27 protein-coding genes and 1 tRNA gene are annotated in these 24,950 nt (G+C 60.4%); 13 read left to right on the plus strand and 15 right to left on the minus strand.

Annotated elements, in window-relative coordinates; translation table 11 throughout:
* Positions 1-9: 9 nt before the first annotated feature.
* Positions 10-603: a dCTP deaminase gene (gene dcd / locus NCN06_RS06180; protein WP_115024959.1), complete on the minus strand. Its 594-nt coding sequence runs from the start codon at positions 601-603 to the stop codon at positions 10-12.
* Positions 603-1,202, minus strand: a complete 600-nt coding sequence (locus NCN06_RS06185; protein WP_226423035.1) for a cob(I)yrinic acid a,c-diamide adenosyltransferase — start codon at positions 1,200-1,202, stop codon at positions 603-605. The genes dcd and NCN06_RS06185 overlap by 1 nt, the downstream gene beginning before the upstream one ends.
* A 144-nt stretch (positions 1,203-1,346) precedes the next feature.
* Here NCN06_RS06185 and rph point away from each other — a divergent pair, with 144 nt between their 5' ends.
* Genes rph through NCN06_RS06205 form a run of 4 tightly spaced genes read left to right on the plus strand, consistent with a single transcriptional unit; the run spans position 1,347 to position 4,481 of the window.
* The gene (gene rph / locus NCN06_RS06190) at positions 1,347-2,090 is read left to right on the plus strand and encodes a ribonuclease PH (RefSeq protein ID WP_226423036.1); all 744 of its coding nucleotides are present in this window, start codon (positions 1,347-1,349) and stop codon (positions 2,088-2,090) included.
* Between the two features lie 58 nt (positions 2,091-2,148).
* A complete protein-coding gene (gene ntcA / locus NCN06_RS06195; RefSeq protein WP_115024957.1) occupies positions 2,149-2,865 on the plus strand; it encodes a global nitrogen regulator NtcA in 717 nt (238 codons plus the stop codon).
* A gap of 27 nt (positions 2,866-2,892) precedes the next feature.
* The gene (locus NCN06_RS06200) at positions 2,893-4,044 is read left to right on the plus strand and encodes a DUF3084 family protein (protein ID WP_226423037.1); all 1,152 of its coding nucleotides are present in this window, start codon (positions 2,893-2,895) and stop codon (positions 4,042-4,044) included.
* A complete protein-coding gene (locus NCN06_RS06205; RefSeq protein WP_226423038.1) occupies positions 4,041-4,481 on the plus strand; it encodes a RuvC family protein in 441 nt (146 codons plus the stop codon). The genes NCN06_RS06200 and NCN06_RS06205 overlap by 4 nt, the downstream gene beginning before the upstream one ends.
* Here the strand turns inward: NCN06_RS06205 and NCN06_RS06210 are convergent.
* Genes NCN06_RS06210 through psbH form a run of 4 tightly spaced genes read right to left on the minus strand, consistent with a single transcriptional unit; the run spans position 4,465 to position 5,808 of the window.
* Positions 4,465-4,722 (minus strand): DUF3146 family protein, encoded by a 258-nt coding sequence (locus NCN06_RS06210; RefSeq protein ID WP_115094359.1) that lies wholly within the window; start codon positions 4,720-4,722, stop codon positions 4,465-4,467. The two genes, NCN06_RS06205 and NCN06_RS06210, sit on opposite strands and share 17 nt — an antisense overlap.
* Positions 4,722-5,339: an aminoacyl-tRNA hydrolase gene (gene pth, locus NCN06_RS06215; protein ID WP_226423039.1), complete on the minus strand. Its 618-nt coding sequence runs from the start codon at positions 5,337-5,339 to the stop codon at positions 4,722-4,724. Before pth ends, NCN06_RS06210 begins: the two co-directional genes overlap by 1 nt.
* 28 nt (positions 5,340-5,367) lie before the next feature.
* Positions 5,368-5,598 carry a TatA/E family twin arginine-targeting protein translocase gene (locus tag NCN06_RS06220; RefSeq protein ID WP_115024952.1) on the minus strand — a complete coding sequence of 77 codons (231 nt, stop codon included), beginning with the start codon at positions 5,596-5,598 and terminating at the stop codon, positions 5,368-5,370.
* Between the two features lie 9 nt (positions 5,599-5,607).
* Positions 5,608-5,808, minus strand: a complete 201-nt coding sequence (gene psbH, locus NCN06_RS06225; protein ID WP_006849996.1) for a photosystem II reaction center phosphoprotein PsbH — start codon at positions 5,806-5,808, stop codon at positions 5,608-5,610.
* Between the two features lie 84 nt (positions 5,809-5,892).
* Here psbH and psbN point away from each other — a divergent pair, with 84 nt between their 5' ends.
* The gene (psbN, locus tag NCN06_RS06230; protein WP_011363291.1) at positions 5,893-6,033 is read left to right on the plus strand and encodes a photosystem II reaction center protein PsbN; all 141 of its coding nucleotides are present in this window, start codon (positions 5,893-5,895) and stop codon (positions 6,031-6,033) included.
* Here psbN and NCN06_RS06235 read toward each other — a convergent pair.
* A complete protein-coding gene (locus NCN06_RS06235; RefSeq protein WP_226423040.1) occupies positions 6,021-8,960 on the minus strand; it encodes an alpha-mannosidase in 2,940 nt (979 codons plus the stop codon). The genes psbN and NCN06_RS06235 overlap by 13 nt on opposite strands.
* A 64-nt stretch (positions 8,961-9,024) precedes the next feature.
* Here NCN06_RS06235 and NCN06_RS06240 point away from each other — a divergent pair, with 64 nt between their 5' ends.
* Positions 9,025-9,144, plus strand: coding sequence for a photosystem II reaction center protein I (locus NCN06_RS06240; RefSeq protein WP_006172424.1), 120 nt, complete (start codon positions 9,025-9,027; stop codon positions 9,142-9,144).
* A 74-nt stretch (positions 9,145-9,218) separates the two neighbouring features.
* Positions 9,219-12,134: a DUF3769 domain-containing protein gene (locus NCN06_RS06245; RefSeq protein WP_250398739.1), complete on the plus strand. Its 2,916-nt coding sequence runs from the start codon at positions 9,219-9,221 to the stop codon at positions 12,132-12,134.
* On the opposite strand, the gene NCN06_RS06250 is transcribed toward NCN06_RS06245, so the two are convergent.
* The 7 genes from NCN06_RS06250 to NCN06_RS06280 form a co-directional block, all read right to left on the minus strand.
* Positions 12,135-12,569 carry a pentapeptide repeat-containing protein gene (locus NCN06_RS06250; protein ID WP_115094947.1) on the minus strand — a complete coding sequence of 145 codons (435 nt, stop codon included), beginning with the start codon at positions 12,567-12,569 and terminating at the stop codon, positions 12,135-12,137. It lies immediately after the preceding gene.
* Between the two features lie 51 nt (positions 12,570-12,620).
* On the minus strand, positions 12,621-13,235 hold the full coding sequence (locus NCN06_RS06255; protein WP_115024950.1) for a 3-isopropylmalate dehydratase small subunit: 615 nt from the start codon (positions 13,233-13,235) through the stop codon (positions 12,621-12,623).
* Positions 13,235-14,653, minus strand: coding sequence for a 3-isopropylmalate dehydratase large subunit (gene leuC / locus NCN06_RS06260; RefSeq protein ID WP_226423043.1), 1,419 nt, complete (start codon positions 14,651-14,653; stop codon positions 13,235-13,237). The genes NCN06_RS06255 and leuC overlap by 1 nt, the downstream gene beginning before the upstream one ends.
* Before the next feature lie 26 nt (positions 14,654-14,679).
* Positions 14,680-15,939 carry a competence/damage-inducible protein A gene (locus NCN06_RS06265; protein ID WP_226423144.1) on the minus strand — a complete coding sequence of 420 codons (1,260 nt, stop codon included), beginning with the start codon at positions 15,937-15,939 and terminating at the stop codon, positions 14,680-14,682.
* The gene (locus tag NCN06_RS06270) at positions 15,932-17,074 is read right to left on the minus strand and encodes a glycosyltransferase family 4 protein (RefSeq protein WP_115024947.1); all 1,143 of its coding nucleotides are present in this window, start codon (positions 17,072-17,074) and stop codon (positions 15,932-15,934) included. The genes NCN06_RS06265 and NCN06_RS06270 overlap by 8 nt, the downstream gene beginning before the upstream one ends.
* A gap of 115 nt (positions 17,075-17,189) precedes the next feature.
* Entirely contained in the window at positions 17,190-18,479 is a 1,290-nt protein-coding gene (gene glyA, locus NCN06_RS06275) for a serine hydroxymethyltransferase (protein WP_115024946.1), read from the minus strand.
* A 94-nt stretch (positions 18,480-18,573) separates the two neighbouring features.
* Positions 18,574-18,647: transfer RNA gene (locus NCN06_RS06280), tRNA-Arg, on the minus strand.
* A gap of 88 nt (positions 18,648-18,735) precedes the next feature.
* Between NCN06_RS06280 and NCN06_RS06285 the strand changes: the two genes are divergently transcribed.
* Genes NCN06_RS06285 through NCN06_RS06295 form a run of 3 tightly spaced genes read left to right on the plus strand, consistent with a single transcriptional unit; the run spans position 18,736 to position 19,602 of the window.
* Positions 18,736-18,981, plus strand: coding sequence for a hypothetical protein (locus tag NCN06_RS06285; protein ID WP_115024945.1), 246 nt, complete (start codon positions 18,736-18,738; stop codon positions 18,979-18,981).
* 39 nt (positions 18,982-19,020) lie between these two features.
* Complete coding sequence (locus tag NCN06_RS06290; RefSeq protein ID WP_115024944.1) at positions 19,021-19,311, plus strand: DUF3181 family protein; 291 nt, start codon at positions 19,021-19,023, stop codon at positions 19,309-19,311.
* A gap of 27 nt (positions 19,312-19,338) precedes the next feature.
* Positions 19,339-19,602: a cytochrome-c oxidase gene (locus NCN06_RS06295; protein ID WP_115024943.1), complete on the plus strand. Its 264-nt coding sequence runs from the start codon at positions 19,339-19,341 to the stop codon at positions 19,600-19,602.
* Here the strand turns inward: NCN06_RS06295 and murJ are convergent.
* On the minus strand, positions 19,589-21,196 hold the full coding sequence (murJ, locus tag NCN06_RS06300) for a murein biosynthesis integral membrane protein MurJ (protein ID WP_226398384.1): 1,608 nt from the start codon (positions 21,194-21,196) through the stop codon (positions 19,589-19,591). The genes NCN06_RS06295 and murJ overlap by 14 nt on opposite strands.
* Before the next feature lie 68 nt (positions 21,197-21,264).
* Here murJ and sfsA point away from each other — a divergent pair, with 68 nt between their 5' ends.
* The 3 genes from sfsA (at position 21,265) to NCN06_RS06315 (ending at position 24,916) form a co-directional block, all read left to right on the plus strand.
* Positions 21,265-22,029, plus strand: a complete 765-nt coding sequence (gene sfsA, locus NCN06_RS06305; RefSeq protein ID WP_226398383.1) for a DNA/RNA nuclease SfsA — start codon at positions 21,265-21,267, stop codon at positions 22,027-22,029.
* Between the two features lie 104 nt (positions 22,030-22,133).
* Positions 22,134-23,606: an ammonium transporter gene (locus NCN06_RS06310; protein ID WP_226423044.1), complete on the plus strand. Its 1,473-nt coding sequence runs from the start codon at positions 22,134-22,136 to the stop codon at positions 23,604-23,606.
* Between the two features lie 110 nt (positions 23,607-23,716).
* Positions 23,717-24,916 carry a 4-hydroxy-3-methylbut-2-enyl diphosphate reductase gene (locus NCN06_RS06315; RefSeq protein WP_115024940.1) on the plus strand — a complete coding sequence of 400 codons (1,200 nt, stop codon included), beginning with the start codon at positions 23,717-23,719 and terminating at the stop codon, positions 24,914-24,916.
* Positions 24,917-24,950 lie beyond the last annotated feature (34 nt).

The raw sequence follows: 24,950 nt of genomic DNA on the forward strand, positions 1-24,950 counted from the left end.
CGGGGAGATCTAAACCTTGGCGAGCGTCACACGTTCGGGCTGGTGCTGGTATTTGCCCTGTCGATCGCTGTAGGTGGTCGCACAGGGATCACCCTCAAAAAACAACAGCTGACAGATACCTTCATCGGCATAGATCCGGCAGTCAGCACCGGAGCTGTTGCTGAATTCAAGGGTGAGGTGACCCTCCCAGCTAGCTTCCGCTGGGGTGGTATTCACAATGATTCCAAGGCGGGCATAGGTGCTCTTGCCCAAACAGATCACAGTGATGTTGGGAGGAACTCGAAGCTTTTCAAGCGCTACGCCAAGGCCATAAGAGTGGGCCGGAAGAATGAAATAGCGGCCGTCCTCATCTTCATGGAGAGGAGTGGGCTCGAGATTGGCCGGATTGAACCGCTTGGGATTCATCACCGTGCCGGGAACGTGCCGGAAGATCAAAAATTCCTGAGGAGACAGGCGTAGGTCGTAGCCGTAGGAGGAGCAACCAAAGCTCAGCACCGGACGCAGCTTCTGCTCCGGATCCAGATGACGGACGAGGCCGCTCTGGAATGGCTCGATCATTCCCTGCCCAGCCTGTTCAGTGATCCAGCGATCGCACTTGAGCATCAGAAACCTCGGCGCAACTCCGTGACTTGATCTGCCATCTCCACCACGCCGGCGGGGATCGCAGGTCCTGTGATGATCACATCCATCGAGGCGGGCCGCTGCTCGAGAGCTGCAATCACGTCCGATTCATTGAGGTAACCGAAGGCAACAGCCAGGCCGATTTCATCCAGGACCAACTGGTCGAGATCCCCCTGAATCAAATGCTGACGGCAGATGGACCAAACGGCAGCAACCGCCTCCGCACCGCCGGGGTGATTCGGAGAAGAGAGGCAGAGAGGCACCTCGGGCCGTAGCCAGACCAGGCCTCCACATAGTTGGACACGACCTGCGGGCCCCTGCTGCACGCCCCCTTTGAGGAACTGACTGATCAGAACACGACTGCCCAGACCAGCGGCACGCATCGCTTGACTGAGAACACTGGCGAAACTGCCGCGATAGGGCGCTGTGTGGACCTGGAGCTGCCCTTCGGGAGCCACCAGATATAGCGGTGGAGGATCTGCAACAGGTGGCAGGGGCCTGAGTCCAGCCCGCTGCAAAGCCTGCTGATCCCTATCCAGTGAGTTCTGGAACGCTTGGGGGTCGGCAAGGCTTGTGGTCATCGCGGCAACATCCGTCCGGGCAATCCCGGCAAGACCTTGAATGTAGCGGCGAGATGACATTCCACAAGTGCATTGACACCACCCATGGTGTTTGGACGGGCGAGAACCAACCGCCTGCGAGGCTTGAAGAACTGCACACCACCGATGAGCCAAACCGCTGGAAGCCGCACCGATGGCCGTCGCCCTGAGCAATTACGGCCGTTCTCGGTGACCTGGAATCCCATGGGTTTTGCCTTGAGCTCCCTTGTGGTTCACACCGGCCGAACCGCTGTTCTCTGCAGCGTCTGCCTGGAGGACAAGGTTCCACGCTGGCGGAAGGGGGAAGGGTTGGGGTGGCTCAGCGCCGAATACCGGTTACTGCCGGGATCCACGCCGCAGCGGCAATCACGAGAGCTCATGAAATTGTCGGGCCGCACGCAGGAGATTCAACGGTTGATCGGCCGAAGCCTTCGCGCTGTGATCGACATGAAGCGACTGGGCGAGCGCACCTTGCTGATCGACTGCGATGTGATCCAGGCCGACGCCGGAACACGGACTGCATCCATCACGGGAGCTTGGCTCGGCCTTGAGCAAGCCTGCCTTTCACTCGTGGATGAGGGGATTCTGGAGCAATCGCCACTGGTCGACCAGGTGGCGGCCGTGTCCGTCGGCCTGGTGGATGGCCAGGCCTTGCTGGATCTGGACTACAGCGAAGACAGCAAAGCTGAGGTGGACCTGAATGTTGTGCAGGCTGGCGATGGTCGCCTGTTGGAGATCCAGGGAACTGCGGAGGGAGCGCCTTTCAGCCGCAGCCAACTCAATGAATTACTGGATCTGGCTGAGCCTGGATTGACATCCCTGATGCAGGCGCAACGCCAAGCGATGAGCGAGCACAGCAGAGTTACGTAATAACCGCTACACGGCGGCCACCGTTGGCTCCGTAACTTCGCCTCACAAGGGGGTTGTCATGACCAGTAGCCGAGGTTTCAGCCGATACGCCCCGCAGATGGTGGCTCCAACCCCCAGCACAGAACCGGCCAACCGCTCCCTCCTGGAAATCATCCGGGACCTGGACGGCGCCAGCAGTGAACTGGTGGACCGCAACAAGACCATCTTTTTCCCTGGAGATCCTGCTGAACGGGTCTATCTGATCCGCCGCGGCGCGGTCCGTCTCTCCCGCGTCTACGAGTCAGGGGAAGAGATCACAGTGGCCTTGCTGCGCGAGAACAGCCTCTTCGGGGTGCTGTCGTTGCTGACCGGTCAACGGTCTGATCGCTTCTACCACGCCGTAGCCTTCACCAGAGTCGAGATGGTGACGGCGCCTGCGACATCCGTGAAGGCAGCGATCGAGGCGGATACCAGCGTTGGCCTGCGCTTGCTGCAGGGCCTTTCCAGTCGGATTCTTCAGACCGAAACGATGATCGAAACGCTGACCCACAGGGACATGTCATCCCGACTGGTGAGCTTTCTGCTGGTGCTGTGCAGGGATTTCGGCGTTGCGGATGAACTGGGAATCACCATCGACCTGCGCCTGTCCCATCAGGCCATCGCCGAAGCGATTGGCTCAACGCGCGTGACAATCACGCGTCTGCTGGGAGACTTGCGTCAATCCGGTCTGGTTCAGATTGACCGCAAAAAAATCACCGTTCTGGATCCAATCGCTCTGGCCAAACGATTCAGCTAGGCAGCACGTCAACCCACAGGTGCGGCCATGAGTGGCTGGGCACTGATCCTGGTTCTGCTGGTGCTCGGGGGCGTTCTGTCGACCCTGGGTGACCGGCTGGGAAGTCGTGTTGGCAAGGCCCGCCTGAGTCTGTTCAAGATGCGCCCGCGACGGACCGCCGTTCTGATCACGGTGCTGACCGGCAGCCTGATCAGCGCACTATCGCTCGGCCTGCTGCTGCTGGTGAGCCGCCAGCTGCGGGTGGGCCTGTTTGAACTGGATGCTCTGCAAGACCGGCTCCAGGACAGCCGGCGGCAGCTCGATGCAGCCGAACGGGAACGGGAAGAGACCCGAACAGAAGCCAACCGGATCGCCGCTGAACTCAAGCAGTCACAGCAACGGGCTGACACCCTGCGCCGCGAACTGGCTCCTCTGCAGAACGAACGCGCCCAGCTCGAAGCAGAACGTGAGCGTCTGAGCCGCGACATCGCCTCCCGCGATGCCGACATCCAGCGCACGGAGGCCGAATTGAACAGCGTGCGGAGCCGAATCCGAGCTGGCGAGCAGGAACTCAAGGAACTCGAATTCAACCTGGTCGCCCTGAGGCGTGGATCGGTGGTGATCAGTAGCGGACAGACCTTGGCGAGAGCAACGGTTCGTCTCGATGCTCCTGATCAAGCGAAACAGGCTGTCGACAGGCTGCTTCAAGAGGCCAATGCCAACGCCTACGGCAAGGTGAGGCCGGGTGAAGCACCCGAACGACAGTTGATCCGCGTTCCCCGCAGCGACGTGGAACGCCTACAGAACATCATCCGCAAGCCGGACACCTGGGTGATCTCGCTGCGCTCCGCCACCAATGTGCTGCGTGGTGAAACGGCGGTGTACGCCTTCCCCGAAGTGCGTCCGAACCGCCCAGTGGCTCAAAGCGGTGACGTGCTGGCGACCACCACACTACGAACGGATGAACGCACACCAGAGGGCATTCGAACACGGCTGAACCTTCTCTTGGCATCGGCCTATGCCGAGGTGCAACGGCGAGGATCCCTGACGGAAGGACTGCAATTCGATGGATCAGCACTCTCCCAACTGGCCCAGACATTGATGGAGGGACCCAGCAAAAGCGTGGTCTTGAAGGTGATTGCCGCAGGGATCAGCTACAGCGCCGATGCTGTTGTGGTCGAGGTTGAGGCATCCCCATGAAGCGGGTGGCCGTACTCGACCCAGGCCGCTGCAAATGTGGCCTTGTGCTGGCCGATCTTCAGCATGGTCTTGTCAGCGAGGGCCATGTTCTGAGCCCAGAGGCCGTGGAACCCTGGCTCGAGCAGTGGAATCAAGACCAAGCTCTAGATCGCATCCTGATTGGCGACGGAACAGGAAGCCAAGCGTGGATCAAGCGGCTGGAAGGCCTGGGCAGCCTCACCGTGATTCCGGAGCAGGGGACCACCCTGCGGGCAAGACAGCGTTACTGGACGCTGTGGCCAGCTCGGGGTTGGCGCCGAGTTCTACCGAAAGGGCTGCGCATTCCACCGGTGGACCTGGATGCTGTTGCCGCCTTAGTCATGCTGGAAGAGCACCTGGGGTGCCGCCTGCAATGGCCAGAGCCTGCACCCACGTTCTTGCTCAAAACCTGGCCCTGACCATGAAGGTGTAGTCACCTCCTGGTTCGAGCTTGTAATCAGAACGCACCAGGAACCGCCGCAAGGCATCCTCGATCAGGGCACGTCCTAAGGACGGCTCCACCATCAGCTCGCCGCGGTCAAACGCCCAGGAAAACTGCCACTCAAAGCCTCCGGCAGAGACCTCACCCTCCACACATTTCGCCTGAAAACATTGGCGAAGCACCCGTAGATGGGCTGTTGTCGCCGGAAGAGCCGGCATCAGTCTTCGGACTCCAGGTCGTAGCGAAACCCGTTGATCCAGGTCCCGGCGCGCTCAAAGCTCTGACGTTGAAGACGATTAATCCCTTCCAGGACAGCGTCCAGAACAGCGCCCACACAGGGTTGCTCCAGCTTGCTGAAGGGACCAAGCACGTGAGACACCGTTCGGGCACGACGCTCGGCAGGGTTCTCAGCCGGAGCACCAATCCCGATCCGCAGCCTGGGGAACGCCTGGGTGCCGAGATGCTGAATGGTGCTACGCAGTCCGTTGTGACCTCCAGCACTGCCCTGAGCACGCAGCCTCAAACGGCCAAGGGGGAGATCCATATCGTCAACCAGCACCAGCAGTTGATGGGGCTCGAGGCCAAACCAATCGAGCGCAGCACGAATTGCACGACCGCTGTCGTTCATGTACGTCTGCGGCATGAGGAGGCGCAAACGCTGATCACCCACTCCTGTGTCGGCCGCCAATCCATGCAATTTGGCTTGCTGCCGAAAGCTGAATCCGGAACGCTCCGAAAAAAGCTCCAAAGCCATGAAGCCGATGTTGTGGCGCGTGCCCGTGTATTTCGTGCCGGGGTTTCCCAGTCCCACGACAAGCTTGAGATCGGTGGTCATACCACTGTGGCGACTCAGTTGTGGCGACTCAGTCGCCGGGGGGAAGTTCTTCGACCGGTTTGGCAGCGTCCGCCGGCACCTCCGGATCTGCCATGGCTTTGTTGATCTCGCGCTCAAATTCCTTGGACGCGGATTGGAATCCCTTCAGGGTCTTTCCCAACGTGCGACCAAGCTCCGGCAAGCGCTTCGGACCGAAAACCAATAGCGCAACGGCGCCGATAACCGCCATTTCGGGGAGACCGACGCCGAAGATATTCATGGGTTCAGATCAGCCGAGGCCGTTCCAGTTCACGTTGATGCCCTCAAGGATGAGGGACTTGTTGTAGAGCTGAAGAATCACCAGCAGGAACACCAAGAAAAGCACCATGAAGATGCCCATCACGGGAGTGGTGCCCCATCCGGGAACCACCTTGCCGTACTCGGAGTTCAGTGGGCGGAGAAGGTCTCCCAGACGGGTGCGTTGGGCCATGACGACGCTGGGTCTCGGGTGGTTTGAAGTCCCGATACTGTAGGGGCCGACTCCGGTTCGGGGTCGATCCTGTCGAGAGATGTGATGGAAACGTCGTCCCCAGCCCTGTCCGTTGCCATCGGTGTGCTCGCCGTTTTGTTCGGACTCACCGGTTTTGGCGTGTACCAGGCCTTTGGTCCGCCATCAAAAGCTCTCGATGACCCGTTTGACGATCACGAGGACTGAGACAGCACTAGAGACACGAGGTCTCCGGGAGCGATCACCACTTGATCTGTTGCAGTTGAGTCGGCCTGAAAGCGAACGCGCCAGCCTGAACCGGGGGCCCATCTACAGCGAGCAGATCCCGCGTTCATCAGCTTCAGCAAACAGTCACCGCCATTCAGCTGCAGAGCAACCGGCGTGAGCTGATTCGGGAGCGATGGGAACCACTGACGCGGCTCAGCGGGCAGCGGTGCACAACAACCCGGCTCGCGAAATGCAATCGCAGCCTGCGGTACACCGGCATCGCTCCAGGAGCCTGACAACGGCATGAGAGCAAGACGCTGGCGATGCCAGCCCTGATCAGCACTGGGATCAGGCCAGGTTGGACCGCGTAGGAGCGAAATGCCCAGTCGTGATGGAGACCAATCAACCCCCTGAGGACCATCCAGCAACACAGCCAACCCACCTCCAGGAGCCGCCGACTGCGAGGCGAACCAAGAGATCACAGGGACTTCCCAACGGGCTTTTTCCCGAGGTGTCATCGGCTCAGCGGGGCGTTCAATCACCCCTCCACTGGTGTCGGCACCGATCCGAACGGCGCGAGTCGCCAGCGGCAGGTCCAGGCGCAACAACTCGTGGGTCTGGCACCAGTCGATGCTGCAGATCAGCTCCAGCCAAGGCGTATCGGCCTTCAGCCTCAGGTCCAGTCGCATGGAACTGGCGCCAAGTTTGCGCCTCAGCACCAAATGGGCGACCAGGGGGCCCTTGTCGAGCCATTGCAATGATCCCGTGGAGTCAACACCCAGGGGATTGGAGCGGTAACCAGCAGCCAGATCCCAGGCATCCCAAAATTCTCCACGGTCTCGGTAGCGCTCGAGCTGCAGCGGCGCCGACAACTGCTCTCTTCCATCACGCCCCCTGAAAGCAAGGAGTCCGGCTGCGGAGACCTCAAGTTCAACCAAATCATTACCCAGACGCCAGGCTCCTGACCCCAGCGACGCGATGACCACGGGGTGACGGGGTTCAGAAGCACAGTGCTTCAACCCTGGTTCACGCCTGAGGGGCACAGAGCAACTGCCTTGCTGACGTGGCAACTGCACCCAAGTTCCACCAACCGCAGCAGCCTGCTGGGGCAGTGAAACAGCATCGACCGACCACGATCCAGCTGGAAGGCGCACCAGTGGTGACCAAGAGGCCAAAGGTTGCAGACCCCACCAACTCCAGTCCACCGCGGAGTCATTCGCACGGGGCAGCCTTGCCAGCCTCCGGTCGCGCTCCTGACGGGCCTGGCGCCGAGCCAAGCACCAGACCGGTTCCGCCTGCTCAAACACTTCCGGGATCGAAGTTCCCGGAAGGATGTCATGAAACTGCTGAAACAACAGCGGACGCCAATCGCTGCTGCCGCTGTCCTGACCAGCGAGTGTCAACAGGGCCGAAGCAGCGTCGGCTTCCCGCAAAAGCCGCTCCAGCGTGCGGTTGTGACGCTTCTGATCTGGGCGGCTGGTGGCGCAGCCGCGGTGCAACTCCAGAAACAGCTCATCACGCCACACCGGCCAGGCCTGATCACCCCGCTCCAGCTCCGTCAGGAACTCACGCACCGTGCCGGCTTGGGTAGGCAACGCATTCGTTTGCCCCTCCCAGAGCTCGATCTGCTCCAGCAACTCTTCGGTGGGACCACCACCGTGATCTCCAACACCAGGAATCCAGAGCGCCGTTTCTAGCCCCGTGGCCTCATGCCATGCACGCTGCTCCACCAACATCTCCACGGGATCAGCACGACGCCCGATCGGCGGCAGCATCAGGCTGCGCAGTTCAGATCGTCCCCGTCCACGCCAACGGAACACACGGTGCGGGAAGGGGTTCTCGGCATTCCAGGCCAGCTTGTGCGTGCAGAACCAGCGCACACCGGTGGCTGCAGCCACCGCAGGCAACCCTGCCGCGAAGCCAAAGCTGTCTGGTAGCCAGGCCAATTCATGGGCCCATTCCGGGAAGCGGCGACGGCTGTCGTCCTGACCAAGAGCGAATTGATTCCACAGCGACGCCGTGCTGACCAGAACGCAATCCGTCTCCACCCAGGGACCATTAATCGGCTCCCATCGGCCGGCGCGGCTGGCCTCCTGGATCTCAGCAAACAGAGCAGGGCGGTGCTGCTCCATCCAGGCGTAAAGCGCCGGCGTGGAATGGGCAAAGCGCAGCTCTGGCCAGCGCCGCATCAGAGCCAATGCCGATCGAAAGGTGCGTTCAGCGGCCTGCCAGGTATCGGCAACCGGCCAGAGCCAGGCCAGATCCAAATGAGCATGACCGAGCCAATGCATTGAACCTCCAGGCGTTGCCGTCTGGTGCAGGTGCGTCGCGACAGCGACCTGAGCCTCCGCACCGCTGGGGTCCAGATCCGCCCAATGCGGCGGCAGATCACCATCCGCTGCCAGATGCAGTTCCAACGCCGAGGGGAGCAGCGTGCCCTCTGGATCCGTGCCCGCTGATTGCGGCTCCAGGTCCAGATGGCTGCTGATCAGAGCTCCATCGTCATGCAGTGGGCTGCGAAGCTCCAGCAGAAGATTCAGCGCAGACCCCTGGCGGCATCGCTCGGGGAGAGGCCAGCGACAGGCGGTATCGAACAGATCCCCCTCATGGACCAGCACGTCGTCAACCCATAGCCGCATGTGCTCAGCCCACCAGCTCAGCACCAGCCGTGCACGGCAAGACTCGCTGTTGCACCAGCCATCTGGCCAGAACAACCGCTGCTCAAGACGCAGCCATTGACGCCCCCTTGGCCAAATCAGCAGACCACGTTTGGCCCAGTCCGGGCGATGGGTCGCTCCCCAGGTTTCATCAAGAAAAACACCGGCCTTGGCAGACCCTGACCGACGCCAATCCGCACGCAGATCACGACGCGACCGACTGCGAAACGTTTCAATCCACTCCGATCGAGCGACCTGTTCAGGGTTCATTCCCCAGCTAACGCTGTCATGCCCCATAAGATGATGCCCTTCTCACAGACGCCGGTCGGTCTCCATGCTCGCCCTCAAGATCTCCGTCTATTCGGTCGTCTTCTTTTTCATCGGCATTTTCGTGTTCGGGTTCCTTGCGAGCGATCCAAGCCGCACTCCCAGCCGCAAAGACCTCGAAGATTGAGTGACCCTCTCAAACAGACCGCGCAACGCACTGGTCTGATCGAGGCTGGATCCTGGGGCTGAGCTGGCAGGATCGTGGCCCGCAGCAGGATTGCCTTGGGGGCTCATCGCCTTCTCTTCGCACTGACTGGAACCCTGATTACGGGATCGGTCTCGGCATTGCCAGTTTCAGCCTCATCGGCTGAACAGACTTCTTCTGCTGTTGCACCAGCACCTGCGCATCTAAAGATCCAGGCAGATCGTCAGTACAGCGATCGCAACACCCAGGCCACAATCGCCGAAGGCAACGTCAGCATTCAGCTCGGAAACGCTGAACTGCGCGCCGATCGGATTGAATTCGATGCTGGCTTTCGCACGCTCTATGCCCGCGGTGCCGTGCGTTTAAGACGCGGCAAGCAATATTTTCAAGCGTCAAGCTTCCGCTACAACCTCGTCCAAAACGAAGGTCAACTCAATGATGTCTATGGGGTCATCGACCTAGAGGAGCCCCTCACCAATCCGTTTACAACCTCTCGCACAACATCCCCAGCGACTGAGAAACGGCCTGAGACACCATCTGAGTCGCCGTCAAAGACTTCCTCCACAGAAGACACCCCAGAGAGCAACGAGAGCATGCCTCCGGTGGCCTGTCCTCCTCTCCTCCCTCCGGTACCCGACTGGCATCCACAACCCTGGGCGGTCACGGCCTGGGGAGGCCAAATGATTGATGCCCCCTTCGGCGACACCTTCATGTTCAACGGTCGGATGCGACCGGAAGCCGTGCTGGGCTTGGGCGTGCAAAGGCGAATCATGCGCGCTGGGCCACTGGCCATCGAACTTGAGGCAGACCTGTTCAGCCACATGGCCAAGCAGCAACAGGGGGGCGAATTCAACCAGAGCAACCCCTATGCCGATCTACCCCCACAAGGCTTCGGCGAAGGGGTCCTGGGGATCGGAGCGCGCGTCTGGGTTCAGCCGTGGCTGAGCCTCAGCTTCGTGGAAGGCATCAGTTACAACGCTGACGTCAGCCTTTACGAGAAAACGTTCCGCGAGAACTACACCCAACTGCTGAACTATCTCGGCTTCGAGGTCGAGGCCGCTGTCTCCTCCGACCTGTCACTCGTCGGCCGAATTCATCACCGCTCCGGTGCGTTCGGTACCTATGGAGGAGTCAGCGAAGGCAGCAATGCCTACTTGCTTGGCCTGCGCTACCGCTGGGGACGGGACACACCCCAGCCGGAGAGCGCCATGATGCCTCCCCTGCCGGAGTGTGCAGATCCGGATCGCGACCATCGCGTCAAGCCTTCCTCCCTCTCTGACCGCCTCGACTCCATTGCACTCGGTGACGGCGGTGACCCCCAGCGCCATGTCTCCAGTGATGGCAAAACCGAACAGGAAGCGATTCCCCCGGCCCAGCAGCAAGCCATGCGGACGGAGGCAATTGCCAAGATCGACCAGCGCGTCTCGGACATCGACTTCCAGGGCAGCTTCAGCATCGAACGACGCAGCGGCATCCCCGTTCAACGCCTGAATTCCTCAATCAGGAATGAAAACCGCTTCGGTGTGGTCAAAGTTCCTCAACTCAAGAGTCTGGGAAGCACAAATCTCCTTAATGGCACGATCAGCCGCTGGAGAATCCAGGCTTCGAAGGTCTTGATCACGGCGGATGGCTGGCAAGCCGACCGCATGGGATTCAGCAACGATCCGTTCACCCCTGCTCAAACCAGGATCGATGCAGAGGATGTGATTGCCAGGGAACAAGCCAATGGTGATGTGCTGATCTCGGCGCGTCGCAACCGCCTGATCGTCGAAGAGCGACTGCCCATCCCTGTGACACGTCGACAGCTCATCCAGAAGGAGGAGGAAGTTGAGAACCGTCTGGTTGTTGGCATCGACAACAAAGACCGCGGTGGCCTTTTTGTGGGACGCAACCTCAAGCCTCTAACCATTGGTACCAGCACGGAGCTATCCCTTCAGCCGCAGTTCATGCTCCAGCGCGCCATGGACGGCGATTTCAACAGTGCCGGTGATTTGTTTGGCTTGGACGCCAAACTTCGTGGCCGGTACGGGGATTACAGGCTGAGCGCCGACGCCGACATGAGCAGCTTTGATCCCGATGACATCCTCAGCGCAAGTCGCTTCTGGGGAAGCTTCGGCAGAGATATCGACCTGGGCAGCTTGGGCGTGCTGGAAACCAAACTGTTCGGGGCTTACCGCTATCGCACCTGGAATGGCTCCCTGGGTGAGACCGACATCAATGCGGCCTATGGCGTCTACGCCCAGACCAGAGGCAGCTGGTCAACAGGGGACATAGACCACAACTATCTGATTCGAGGTGCCATCGGTGACTACGACGCCGATCGCTTCAACAGCAACCGCCCCTTACGTACTGGGCGTGGCAGCTTGTATGCCTCAATCACCAGCCAGATTCCCCTGTTGAAAGGGAACACAGCAGAGCTGATTCCAACGGCGGCCTATCGCTATTCCCCCGTTCCAATTGTTCCCGGGTTGAGTCTGAACACCAACGTCAACACTTCGGTGGCTGTCTATGGCGATGGCCGTCACCAAGAGACTCTGAGCCTCAGCGGAGGGCCCACCATCACCCTGGGCACCTTCAGCAAGCCTTTCCTCGATTTCACACAGATCTCGATCGTGGGCAGCGGCTCCCTGAAAAACGGCAACAGCCCCTTCGCCTTTGATCGGAACGTCGATCTCGCCACCCTTGGGATCGGGCTCACCCAGCAGATCGTGGGGCCGGTCGTGCTGAGTACAGGCGTCAGTTACAACATCGACCCCGGTTCGGAGTACTACGGCAAAACGGTCAACTCGAACGTCGAACTGCGCTGGCAACGTCGCAGTTACGACGTCGGGATCTACTTCAATCCGTACGAAGGTATTGGTGGCGTCCGCTTCCGTCTCAACGACTTTGGCTTTAAAGGCACAGGAGTGCCGTTTGTGCCTTACACCCCGACGAACTGGATGGAGATGGGCAACTCGGATCGACCCTTCTGATCAGTCACCGCCGCCAATGATCAGATCACTTCCGAGCAGTGAAGCACCGGCATAACGCATGCCGGTGGTCCGAACGTTTGGCGCATAGGCATTGATCACCTGAGCGTCCCGCAGATCGGCATTGCGCAGATCCACACCAGACAGCTCTGCATTGGTGAGGTTGGCTCCCCGAAGGTCAGCTCCTTGCAGCAGGGCCCCCGTCAGATCAGCACCTTCAAGATTCGCCTCCCTGAGATCGGCTCCGCGCAAATCGCTGCCCCGAAAATCAGCGCCGATGAGGTGAGCCTGACGGAAATCCGCATGGCGCAGGTCACAACCAGGACAGCTGCGATCCAAGGGATCGTGGGGCTGGACCTGAAGCGGCATGGCACCTGCGGGACCGACACCGACAAGAACCAACAACGGCAACAACAACCGCGACAACGAATGAGCCATCAACACGAAACCTCCTGTCTCTTTCATAGACACAGGAGTCGCGCTTGACCGTCAATTCGCTGCGAATTGGTTGATGTAAGGCAGTGATTGCATCAACGCTGCGACCTGAGGGCCATGGTCCAGAAGCTGGGACGTGGCATCCCAGCGACCGCTGCGCAGCATGTCCAAAGGGCCGGCATCGATCGACACAGGCCAGCTGGACTCCGCCGACGTCAATTGCAAACCAGCAAGGTCCAGCTGCCACGAGCCACCTGGTTCACGAGACACCTGCGCCTGAATCGCCTTGATCTCATCCGGCGCAGCCGTTGCACAGGGAATGCCCAGAGCGAGGCAGTTGCCATAGAAAATCTCGGCAAAACTGACACCGACCACCGCACGGATTCCCCAGCGCATCAACGCCTGGGGTGCATGCTCACGGCTGGAACCGCAGCCGAAATTGCCATTCACCACCAGGATCGAGGCACCCTGATAACGGACCTGATCAAAGGGATGCTCGCCGGAGAGTTCCAGACGGTCATCAGCAAACACCTGGTCGCCCAGCGCCTCGAAACTGACGCATTTAAGAAACCGTGCCGGAATAATCCGATCCGTATCGATGTCTTCGCCTGGAACGGCAATGGCCGTTCCACTCACATGCTGAACAGGACCAGTCGGGAAGAGAGCCATCACGATGCTGACGGAGAAATCAAAGTACGGACATCAGTCACACGACCATTCACGGCAGCAGCGGCCACCATCGCTGGACTCATCAACAAAGTCCGCCCACTGGCCGATCCCTGCCGACCCTTGAAATTTCGATTGCTGGAGCTGGCGCTGATTTGGCGTCCCTCCAACCGGTCCGGATTCATGGCCAGACACATCGAACAACCAGGCTCCCGCCACTCGAAGCCTGCGGCACGGAACACCGTATCCAGCCCTTCCGCTTCAGCGGCTTTTGCCACCTGCTCCGAGCCGGGAACCACAAACGCCTTGATGCCCTCAGCCACCTGGCGCCCACGGGCCACATCGGCAGCGGCACGGAGATCGCTGAGACGACCATTGGTGCAGCTGCCGATGAAACAGACATCCACAGGGACTCCAGCAATGGCCGTTCCTGGCTGGAGATCCATATAGCGGTAGGCCTCCTCCGCGATCGGACGCTCCCCTGAATCCAGCTGATCGAGGCTGGGAACCGTTTCATCGATCCCCAATCCCTGGCCGGGAGTGATGCCCCAGGTCACCGTGGGTGGAATCGCAGCCGCATCGAAGACCACCTCATCGTCGACCGTTGCATCGGGGTCGGTGGACAGGGAGCTCCACCAGGAGACAGCGCGGGTCCAGGCATCACCCTCCGGGGCATGGGGACGACCTTTCAGATAGTCAAAGGTGATCTGGTCAGGATTGACGTAACCGCAACGGGCTCCACCCTCGATCGCCATGTTGCAGAGGGTCATCCGCTCTTCCATGGACAGCGCCTCGATCGCAGGCCCTGCGAACTCATAGGCGTAACCAACGCCGCCTTTCACGCCAAGGCGGCGAATCACATGAAGGATCAGATCCTTGGCAGACACCCCCTCCGACAGGAGGCCATTCACCTGAATTCGGCGCACCTTGAGCTTGTTCATGGCCAGGCTCTGGCTGGCAAGCACATCGCGGACCTGACTGGTCCCGATTCCGAAGGCGATCGCCCCGAAGGCGCCATGGGTGGAGGTGTGGGAGTCACCGCAAGCCACCGTCATCCCCGGCTGGGTCAGACCGAGCTCCGGGGCAATCACATGAACGATGCCCTGCCTTCCGCTGCCGATGTTGTTGAGAGGAATGCCGTACTCCTGACAGTTCCGCTCCAAGGTGCTGAGCATCTCCTCCGCCAACGGGTCGGCGAACGGACGTTGCTGGGAGGTGGTCGGCACAATGTGATCCACCGTGGCCACAGTGCGCTCGGGACAACGCACCGTCAGGCCCTTGTCCTTCAGAGCCGAGAATGCCTGGGGACTGGTGACCTCATGGATGAGATGAAGACCGACAAACAATTGGGTGGATCCGCCGGGAAGCTCCGCCACCCGATGCAGATCCCACACCTTGTCGTAGAGGGTGCCGGAACTCAACTGTTCAGCCGCAGGAACCGTCGACCCTAAACCTGAGCGAGCAAGCGAAGACGAAGACGGTCTAAGCCGCGGATCACGCTCAACCTCTGAATAGCCGCCCGGCCACGGCGCTCACCGAAGCGGTGCACCCAAGCCTCACAACCATGGGGGCCGGCCAAGGCAAGGTGCACCAAGCCCACAGGCTTCTCGGCGCTTCCACCTCCAGGCCCGGCAATTCCACTCACCGCAATCGCCCAGTCACAATTCAGGCGCTCCCTGGCTCCCCGGGCCATCGCTTCGACCACTGGCTGCGAGACAGCGCCGTGGGTCATGAGCAGATCCGTCGACACCCCAAGCAGGCCCTGTTTCACCGCATTGCTGTAGGCAATGACGCCACCCTGAAAAACCGATGAGGAGCCTGCAACAGCCGTGAGAGCCGCCGCCAGTGCGCCTCCGGTGCAGGATTCAGCCACCGCCAGAGACTGATCCTGTTGTTTGAGCAGGCTGATCACCACCGACGCCAGGCTGTCCTCATCCACGCCGTAGCAGTGATCTCCCGTACGGCGCCGCAGCTCCGCTTCAAGCGGCACCAGCATCTGAGCTGCAGCATCGGCACTCGGGGCACAGGCTGTGAGCCGTAATTTCACGTCTCCGAGGGAGGCGTAGGGAGCCACCGTTGGGTTGGTGGAGGCCAACAGATCCGCAACATGCTCGGCCAGATCGGATTCACCAAGTCCGCTGAAGCGAAGTTGACGACTAACAAATATCCCGGTGGCACCACCATGCTCTTGGAGCCACGGGACGGCCGTCTCCGTCCACATTGCCTGCATCTCCGAGGGCACCCCCGGAAAGGTGAGGATGGTGAAATCCGGTCGCGGCGACCAGATCATCCCGGGAGCCGAGCCCTTTGGATTGGGAAGAACCTCAGCCCCGCGGGGGAGAAAAGCCTGGCTGCGATTGCTGGGAGCCACCGGCCGGCCTCCCGCTGATAACTTCCGCTGGATCTCCAGCCAGAGCTCTGGACGTTCCTCCAGAGGAGTCTCGAAGGCAGCAGCCAGGGCATCTGTGGTGAGGTCATCCGGCGTGGGGCCCAAACCGCCTGTCGTCACCAGAACCCTGCAACGCTGCGACGCCTCACGCACGGCGGAAACCAAGCGGTCTTTGTTGTCGCCGACGACCGTCTGGCGGTAATGCGGCAACCCCAAACCAGCCAACTGTTCAGCGATCCATCGGGCATTGCCATTAAGGATGTCGCCCAACAGCAACTCCGTGCCCACACACAGAACTTCAACGCCCGATTCAGCCACGCGGCTTGCCAAGGGCAGCAGGGTCTACGGGTGTGGCACGCGGCGTGGTGCTCATCAGGGCCCGCTCGTGTTGCAGCTGACGCCGACTAATCACGACCGTGGCCACCAGGATGGCTGTGGCGAGAGCCAGCCAGAGGAAGCGCATCTCAGCGTTGGCAACTACCAGGGCAAGGGCTGCGAGCCACTGGGTGAAGACGTAGATCAACAGAACCGTGCGCCGATGACTGAACCCGGCGCGAAGCAAACGGTGATGGAGGTGACGGCGGTCGGGATAGAAGGGAGAGCGGCCTTCCCGCAGCCGGCCCATGATCACGGCCGACATGTCGGCCAGCGGCAGCGAGAGAATCAGGAGCGGCAGCAGCAAGCTGACGGTTGTGAGCCCCTTGGCGGGTCCCACGATGCTGACGGCAGCGAGGGTGAACCCGAGGAAGTAGGAACCCCCATCGCCCATGAAAATCCGGGCTGGGTTGAAGTTATGTCGCAAGAAACCAAGGCAGCAGCCAGCCAGTGCAGCGGCCAGGAATCCAGCGGCCACCTGATGAAGCGAAAAGCTGACGGACACCAGTCCGACAGCGGCAATGCCAGCAACCCCAGCGGCGAGGCCATCAAGGCCATCCAACCAGTTGATGGCATTGGTAATCCCTACCAGCCAAACAACGGTTGCCAGAAGGCTGAGGCCGTCCGGCAAGGCAATCGGACCTGCGGAAGCGGTGAGCCAGGGGAGATCGATTGCTCCAATCCGAACGCCCTGGCTCCAAACCGCACAAGCCACGGCGACCTGCCCAGCCAGCCGAGGCCACGGGGAAAGGGCGAAGAGGTCATCCGCCAAGCCGATCAGAAAAAAGCAGAGCGAACCGGCCAGGGTGCTCCAAATCAGTTGATCCCTTGCCGGAGCCAGCAGTCCGAAGCCCCCCATCGACCAAACCGCCGCCAAGGCCAGACAAAAACCCAGCACCATGGCAACCCCCCCAAGTCTCACCATGGGGGTGATGTGCTGCTTGCGCTCATCGGGCTGATCGGTCCACCCGAAGCGAAGACCCAGCCGTCGCACCCGGGGCACCAGCACCGTGGTGATCACCGCGGCCAGAAGAAAACTGACCGAGGCAACCGCAATAGGGCTGGCCAAGAGATTCACAAAAGCTCCGGGAAAGAGACGGTCCCCCGGTCAGAAGGAGTAAGCCCAATCCTAAAGAGCTTGCAACCCGCACAGCAAAACCCACCCAAGCTGCTTCGAGTGGAAGGGCCGAACCTCAAGCCAGAACAGGCTGCTTGCTGTCGGCGTAGAGCGGGAAGCGCTCACAGAGAGCAGCCACACGGTCCAGGCAACGCTGCCGAATCGCGTCATCCTCTGGATTCAGAAGACGGTCGGCAATTACATCAGCGACCTCGCGGAAGGCTTGAACATCAAAACCGCGCGTGGTCAGTGCAGCAGTTCCCAGCCGCAGGCCACTGGTGACGAAGGGTGATTCGGGGTCAAAGGGAACCGTGTTCTTGTTGGCCGTGATGTGCACATCACTCACCAGCAGATCAGCCACTTTTCCTGTCATCGAAATGCACCGCAGATCAAGCAGCACCACATGATTATCGGTGCCACCACTGACGACATCGACGCCGCGGGCAATCAGCTGTTCGGCGAGGGCCGCCGCATTGGCGACCACCTGCTGGCTGTAAGCCTTGAACGAAGGCTGCAACGCTTCACCAAAAGCCACAGCCTTGGCCGCGATCACGTGCTCTAAAGGGCCGCCCTGACTGCCGGGGAAAACGGCCTTATCGAATTTTTTGGCGAAATCAGCATCGCGGCACAAAATCAAACCACCACGGGGGCCGCGAAGGGTTTTGTGGGTGGTGGTGGTCACCACATCGCAGTGAGGCACGGGACTGGGGTGGACGCCAGCAGCCACGAGGCCGGCGATGTGGGCCATATCGGCCAGCAGATAGGCACCCACTTCATCCGCGATGGCACGGAACGCAGCGAAGTCAATCGTTCGCGGATAGGCGGAATAGCCACAAACAATCAGCTTGGGCTTGTGCTCCAGAGCAAGCTGCCGAATCGCCTCCATATCCAGGCGTTGGGTCTCCTTATCGACGCCGTATTGAACGACGTTGAACCACTTGCCACTGACGTTGACCGGAGAGCCATGGGTCAGATGACCGCCATGGGACAGGTCGAGCCCCATGATCGTGTCCCCGGGCTGCAGCAGGGCCAGAAAAACGGCGAAGTTGGCTTGGGCCCCGCTGTGGGGCTGCACATTGGCCCATGCAGCCCCGAACAACTGCTTGGCCCGCTCGATGGCCAACTCCTCAATGGCATCAACGTGCTCACAACCGCCGTAATACCGCTTGCTGGGCAGCCCCTCGGCGTACTTGTTGGTCAGAACAGAACCCTGAGCCTGCATCACCGCGCGGGACGCAAAGTTCTCCGATGCGATCAGCTCAAGGTGGGTTTCCTGACGCTGCTGTTCCTGGTTGATGAACGCAGCAATATCCGGATCCGATTGAGCCAGATCAGCGTCGATGGCGCGTCCAGAAGCCTGGCCCATGAAATGTCAGTAAAGCTTTGACCAATCGTAAGAAACCACAGCGATCAGGCTGAGCGATCAACCAAAAAAAAACTGCCCATGGGGGCAGTTGAAACGCGCCTGGAGAGATTCGAACTCCCGACCCTCTGATCCGTAGTCAGATGCTCTAATCCGCTGAGCTACAAGCGCTGGCGTGGAACCATCAGACCCCATCGAGGGTCCGCTCGTCAACCGGGCCCCGGCCGCGCCAGGATTCAGGTGTTTCTGTGCCCGAGCAATGCCGATCCGCTGGTATGGCCCCGCTAACCCTGAGGATCCGACTTATCGGCATTTCGAGCGCATTGTGAACCTATGCCTTCACGGCGGCATCTTCGCCGCGGTGAACAGCGGCAGTTGGTTCCTGCAGGAGATGCGCCATCCCTTTCCTCCGGGGAGCTTGACCTGGGTCACCGGACTCTGGGCAACCTTGTGGCTGGGCCAATTGATTTGGGTAATTCTTCAGCGACCCAAGCCAGAGGAATAACGCCAGCATGGAGGCATCCCCCTCGCTCCTCCTGGGCCGATGTCCCTTTCCGCCAGCGATCTGCAGGACCTTCAAAGCGCTTTAGCTGATCGCCTTTACGTTCAAATCAGCGGCTGGCATCTTTACCTCGGCGATGCCGAGCTGGCCTCCGCCCTCGCGATCGAATGCAGTGCTCGCGTTAATCAAGGAGCTGAAGTCGCTGCTCGGCAGGCGCTCGACGCCGTGAAGGTTCCGCTGGCAGGAGGCGCTAGTCAGCTCCCCCTCGCCAAACTCATTCCCCCCAGCCAGCTCCGTGATCTCGAAGAGATCCTTGAGCCTTACTGCGGATAAGGTTGCAGTCCATCCGCCGCGGTTGGTGTGCTGATCATTGAAGTCACCAACTCGAGAGACGTCGTTCGCCAGCGCATCGGCCGACTGGGTGAACGGCTGATTGGACGGGTGGTCGATGCAGAGGCCCAGGTCGAAAAGGCCCTGATTCAGGAACTGGAAACCGCCTTCAAGGAGTTCGGGATCGAAGCACGGATCGTTTCTGTTCAAGGACCACAGCTCGTGGGTCGCGAACAGTTGGAACTTCCTATCCAGGTGCGTGAAGAGCGTGATATTCGTCTCAGCGAGACCTGAATCGACCCACCAAAAGCTGCGTGATCTCACGCACCTCCGCCACCTTGAATTGAGCACCGATCAAGGCAAACAGCAGCAGACCCAGCAGGCCAGGTGCAGACACCTTCAGAAGCAAGCCCACGACTCCTGAAGGCCAGCTCACCACGGCCAACAGAATCCCGGCGGCGCCTGCGGCCAGCACACCAGCGATGGCCAACCGCAAAAGATCAAGCCCCCAGCGCCGCAATGGAAGGCCTGAGATCCGTTGCTGCAAAGCAAACAACAAGGCAAGACAGGTGAGCAGGTTGATGGCGACCGTGGCGAGCACTAACCCGGGCGCTCCGAAATTGAACGGCGACTGATTCCCCCAAGGGGTCGGGCCACCCACCAACAGCCAATCAAAAACCACGTTCAGACCGATCCCCGCCAGCGAGAGCCGAAAGGGCGTCGTCCCATCGCCGAGGGCATAAAAGACACGCACCAGCACATCCCGACCGAGGTAGGCCGGCATGCCAAGGCCGTAGGCCATCAGCAAACCCGTCACCAGCTGAGCCGCTGTCGCATCGAAGGCTCCACGCTCGTAGACCAGGGCGACGATGGGACCACCCAAGGCGATGAACAGACCGCCGAGAGGAATCATCGATGCGGTGGAAAGCATGAGCCCCTGCCGGATCCGTTCGATCAGCTGCGGTCGATCGGCCGGCGCCGTGAGCCTGGCGAAGGTGGGCAGCAAGGGCACCAGGAGTGCATTCGAGATCAGGCCCAGCGGCGTTTGCACCAGCAAATTGGCGTACCCCAGACCCGCAGCCGCACCGACGATTCCAGAGGCGAAAAACAGATCCGTGAACACATTGATCTGAAGCATTCCGGACGACAGCGTCGCGGGCCCCATCACACGCCAGACCTCTCGCACGCCGGGATGCCGCCAGTCCCAGACCAATTGGAACCGAGCCAACCCCTGCTGGATCAAAGCCGGCAGCTGGATCAACCACTGCAATAAAGCCCCCACCAACGTGGCGAATGCCAACACCACACCCCCGGTCATGGCGGCGGACGGCAAGGCAATGTCAGCACCGAGCTGCCACCACAGAAGTCCCACACCCAGGATCAAGGCCCCGCTGGACATCAGCGGTGAGATCGCCGGAATCCAGAATTCATCTGCGGCGTTGAGGGAACCGAAGCCGAGCCCAATCAGTCCGGCCAACAGCGCCATCGGTGCCATGACCTGCAGCTGAACCCTGGCGATGGCGTGAAGATCGGGTGCCAGACCCGGCCCCACCAGGGTGATCAGGGGATCCGCCGCCAGCACCAGAACGATCGTGACCAGCAAAAGCAGAGCGCTGACGCTGGTGTTGAGAGCAGCAAGGATGTGAGCCCCTTCAGCCCGGGGGCGCCGGCTGAGAACACTCACCATGGCGCTGTGAAAAGGGCCGTTGATCCCCCCGAGGAGGATCAGAAGAAATCCAGGCAGCACATAGGCGTAGTTGTATGCGTCATAGGCAGCACCAACCCCAAAGGCCGCTGCGATCACCAGCTGCCGGATGAGGCCACCCACCTTGCTCAGCAGGGTGCCAAGGGTCACCACCAATGCGATCCCCTTGAGTGAACGCGCCATTCCGCCCCCAGCACTGGGCGCATTGTGAATGCATCGCACGAGACCATGGGCAGATCTCGGCTGCTGCCATGACTGGCCTTCCCTCTCCGGGCGATGCCCTGCTGCGTTTTGAACCCCTGACGGAGGGCGTGCTGCTGAAGCGCTACAAACGCTTTCTCGCCGATGTGGAACTGAGCAGTGGTGAGACCGTCACGGCCCATTGCGCCAACACCGGTCCAATGACGGGGGTCTTGATCCCTGGCCAACGGGTGCGTCTCCGCCACGCACCCTCTCCAAAACGCAAGCTGGCCTGGACCTGGGAACAAGCCGAAGTTCCAGGTGCAGAGGGAAAACCCTGCTGGGTCGGCATTAATACCGCCCTCCCAAACCGCTTGATTCGGGCCACGATCGAAGCGGGGTGTCTGGACACTCAACTCGGTGCGATTGCGGGAATCCGCGGAGAGGTGGCCTACGGAACAAACAAGCGCAGCCGGATTGACCTCCTTCTGACCCCGGCAGAACAGAACCCCGATCAACGACTGATCTACTTAGAGGTGAAGAACACAACCTGGACCGACGGCAGAACCGCACTATTCCCTGACACGGTGACCGAGCGGGGCCAAAAGCATCTGATCGAGCTCATGGGTGTGCTTCCGGAAGCTCGGGCGGTGCTCGTGCCCTGCCTCAGTCGCCCAGATGTGAACGACTTTGCTCCCGGCGACAGTGCTGATCCGCGCTACGGAGAACTGTTTCGCCAATCCACCGGCAGCGGCGTGGAAGTTGTGCCGTGCTGTTTCAGCTTTGCCGCCGACGCGGTGCATTGGCAGGGAGTGCGCCCAGTTAGACCAGTTTGATTTTTGGTAGCAGATCGAACATGGAAGGGGGCTTCCCCCAGGCAGCTTGGTTTGGTTCGTCTGGGAACATTCCAGACGTGTCTCGCAGCTCTGCACCCTCGTTCATGACAACTGCATTCCACGCGCCTCCAGAACGGCGGCGCAAAACACTCCAAGAGGCAAGCCTCCTGGAAGGCCCGATGCTGCTTCTCAAGAGCATCCGTGGCTTCAGCTCCAACCGCGCCATGACCTGGCTCGCCTGTGCGCCCTTGGCGCTTATGGGTCTGGGCATCTTCACGCTGTCTGCCAAAGCCGAAGAGCTACCTGAACTCTCCGCAGCTTTTCTGGCCAACAACCTCTGGCTTCTGGTCGCCACCATCCTGGTGATCTTCATGAACGCCGGCTTCGCCATGGTTGAAGCAGGCATGTGTCGGCAAAAGAATGCCGTCAATATCCTTGCCAAGAACCTGTTCGTGTTCGCCCTCGCGGTGACCGCCTACTGGTTCGTGGGCTACTCCTTTATGTATGGCGATGCCGCGATCGACGGCTGGCTGTACTTCGCAGGATTCTTCTTCGATCCAACCGTCACCGCTGAGACCATCAGCGATGCCGGCCTGGTCCCCACCGTTGATTTCCTGTTCCAGGCAGCCTTCGCCGGAACAGCTGCAACGATCGTTTCCGGCCTTGTGGCGGAGCGCATCAAGTTTGGTGAGTTCGTGATCTTCGCGCTCGTCCTCACTGCCTTCATTTATCCGGTTGCTGGCAGCTGGGAGTGGAACGGTGGCTGGCTCAACAGCGTGGGCAATGTCGAATTCATTGACTTCGCTGGCTCCTCGATTGTGCACTCCGTTGGTGCCTGGGCCGGCCTGGTCGGCGCCATGCTACTTGGACCCCGCATCGGCAAATACGTCGATGGAAAGGTGCAGGCCATCCCTGGCCACAACATGTCCATCGCCACCCTCGGCGCTCTGATCCTCTGGATCGGCTGGTATGGCTTCAACCCCGGTTCCCAGCTGGCCATGGACCAGTGGGTTCCCTATGTGGCCGTCACGACCACCCTCGGCGCTGCCGGCGGTGCCATCGGTGCCACGGTGATCTCCACGATCACCTCTAAAAAGCCTGACCTGACCATGATCATCAACGGCATCTTGGCCGGCCTGGTGAGCGTGACCGCTGGTTGCGGCAACCTGACCCTGGCAGGCTCATGGGTAGCAGGTCTGGTGGGAGGCATCATCGTCGTCTTCTCCGTCGCTGCACTCGATGCCGCAGGCATTGACGATCCCGTGGGAGCCTTCTCCGTGCACGGTGTGTGCGGTGTGTGGGGCACGCTCGTGATTGGCCTCTGGGGCTATGACATCCAGGGCGACGGCTCACCTCTCGGCCTGCTTGTTGGCGGTGGTGTTGAGCAGCTCGGCATCCAGGCTCTGGGTACCGCTGCATACGCCATCTGGACTGTGGTCACCTGCTACATCGCTTGGCAGATCATCGGCGCCCTCTTCGGTGGTATCCGCGTCACCGAACAGGAGGAGACCGAAGGCCTGGACATCGGCGAACATGGCATGGAGGCCTACGCCGGTTTCTCCACCATCAACAACTGATTCCTTTCAGGCACAGTTATTGATCTCAAGCCCGGCCGATCGGCCGGGCTTTTTTGCTGCCTGGATCGCAGCTTCAGGCCACATAGAGTTACCCCACACCGGCGCACCCCATGGACACCCACGCCTTCAAGCGCTCCCTCCATCATTCCGAGCGTTACAACCGGCGAGGCTTCGGGCGTGCCGAGGAAGTGGCAGAAAGCCTCGAACAGGCCTACCAGAGCGGTCTGATCGGCACGATTCGGGACAACGGCTATCGGCTTGAACACGGTCGGCTCGACGTTCGACTGGCCGAAGCATTCGGTTTCTGCTGGGGCGTCGAACGTGCCGTGGCAATGGCCTACGAGACCCGCAGGCACTACCCAAGCGAGCGTCTCTGGATCACGAACGAGATCATTCACAACCCCTCTGTGAACGATCATCTGAGAGAGATGAATGTCCAATTCATTCCCGTTGAACAAGGGGTGAAGGATTTCTCCGGTGTCACCTCCGGTGATGTGGTGATCCTTCCGGCCTTTGGCGCCACCGTTCAGGAAATGCAGTTGCTGAATGAGCGGGGCTGTCACATCGTTGATACCACCTGTCCCTGGGTCTCCAAGGTGTGGAACACCGTGGAGAAACACAAAAAGCACACCTTCACCTCGATCATTCACGGCAAGGTGAAGCACGAGGAGACACTCGCCACGAGCTCATTTGCCGGTACCTATCTGGTGGTGCTGGATCTGGAAGAAGCCCAGTACGTCGCCAATTACATCCTCGGCAACGGAAACCGCGATGCCTTCATCGAACGCTTTGCCAAAGCGTGCTCCCCTGGTTTCGATCCCGACAGAGACCTCGAACGCCTGGGTGTGGCCAACCAGACCACAATGCTCAAGAGCGAAACGGAGGAAATCGGACGCCTGTTCGAGCGAACGATGTTGAGCAAATACGGCCCCACCCAGCTCAACGATCACTTCCTGGCCTTCAACACCATCTGCGACGCAACCCAGGAGCGTCAGGACGCCATGTTCTCCCTGGTGGATGAACCGTTGGACCTGATGGTGGTAATCGGTGGCTTCAACTCGTCGAACACCACCCACCTGCAGGAAATCGCCATCAGCCGCGGCATCCGCTCCTTCCACATCGACACGCCCGAGCGCATTGACGTCGGCAGCAATTCAATTGAGCACAAACCCCTTTCCGCCGAGCTCTGTCGTGAAGGCGATTTCCTTCCTGAAGGACCCGTCAAGGTGGGAATCACCTCCGGTGCCTCAACCCCAGACCGGGCTGTGGAAGAGGTGATCGAAAAACTGATGCAATTGAGCGAAAACTGAATCGCAAGGAGCTTTACATTGGTTCATCTTTAAT

This window comes from Synechococcus sp. MU1648, from assembly GCF_023630615.1.
Classification (GTDB): Bacteria; Cyanobacteriota; Cyanobacteriia; order PCC-6307; family Cyanobiaceae; genus Parasynechococcus.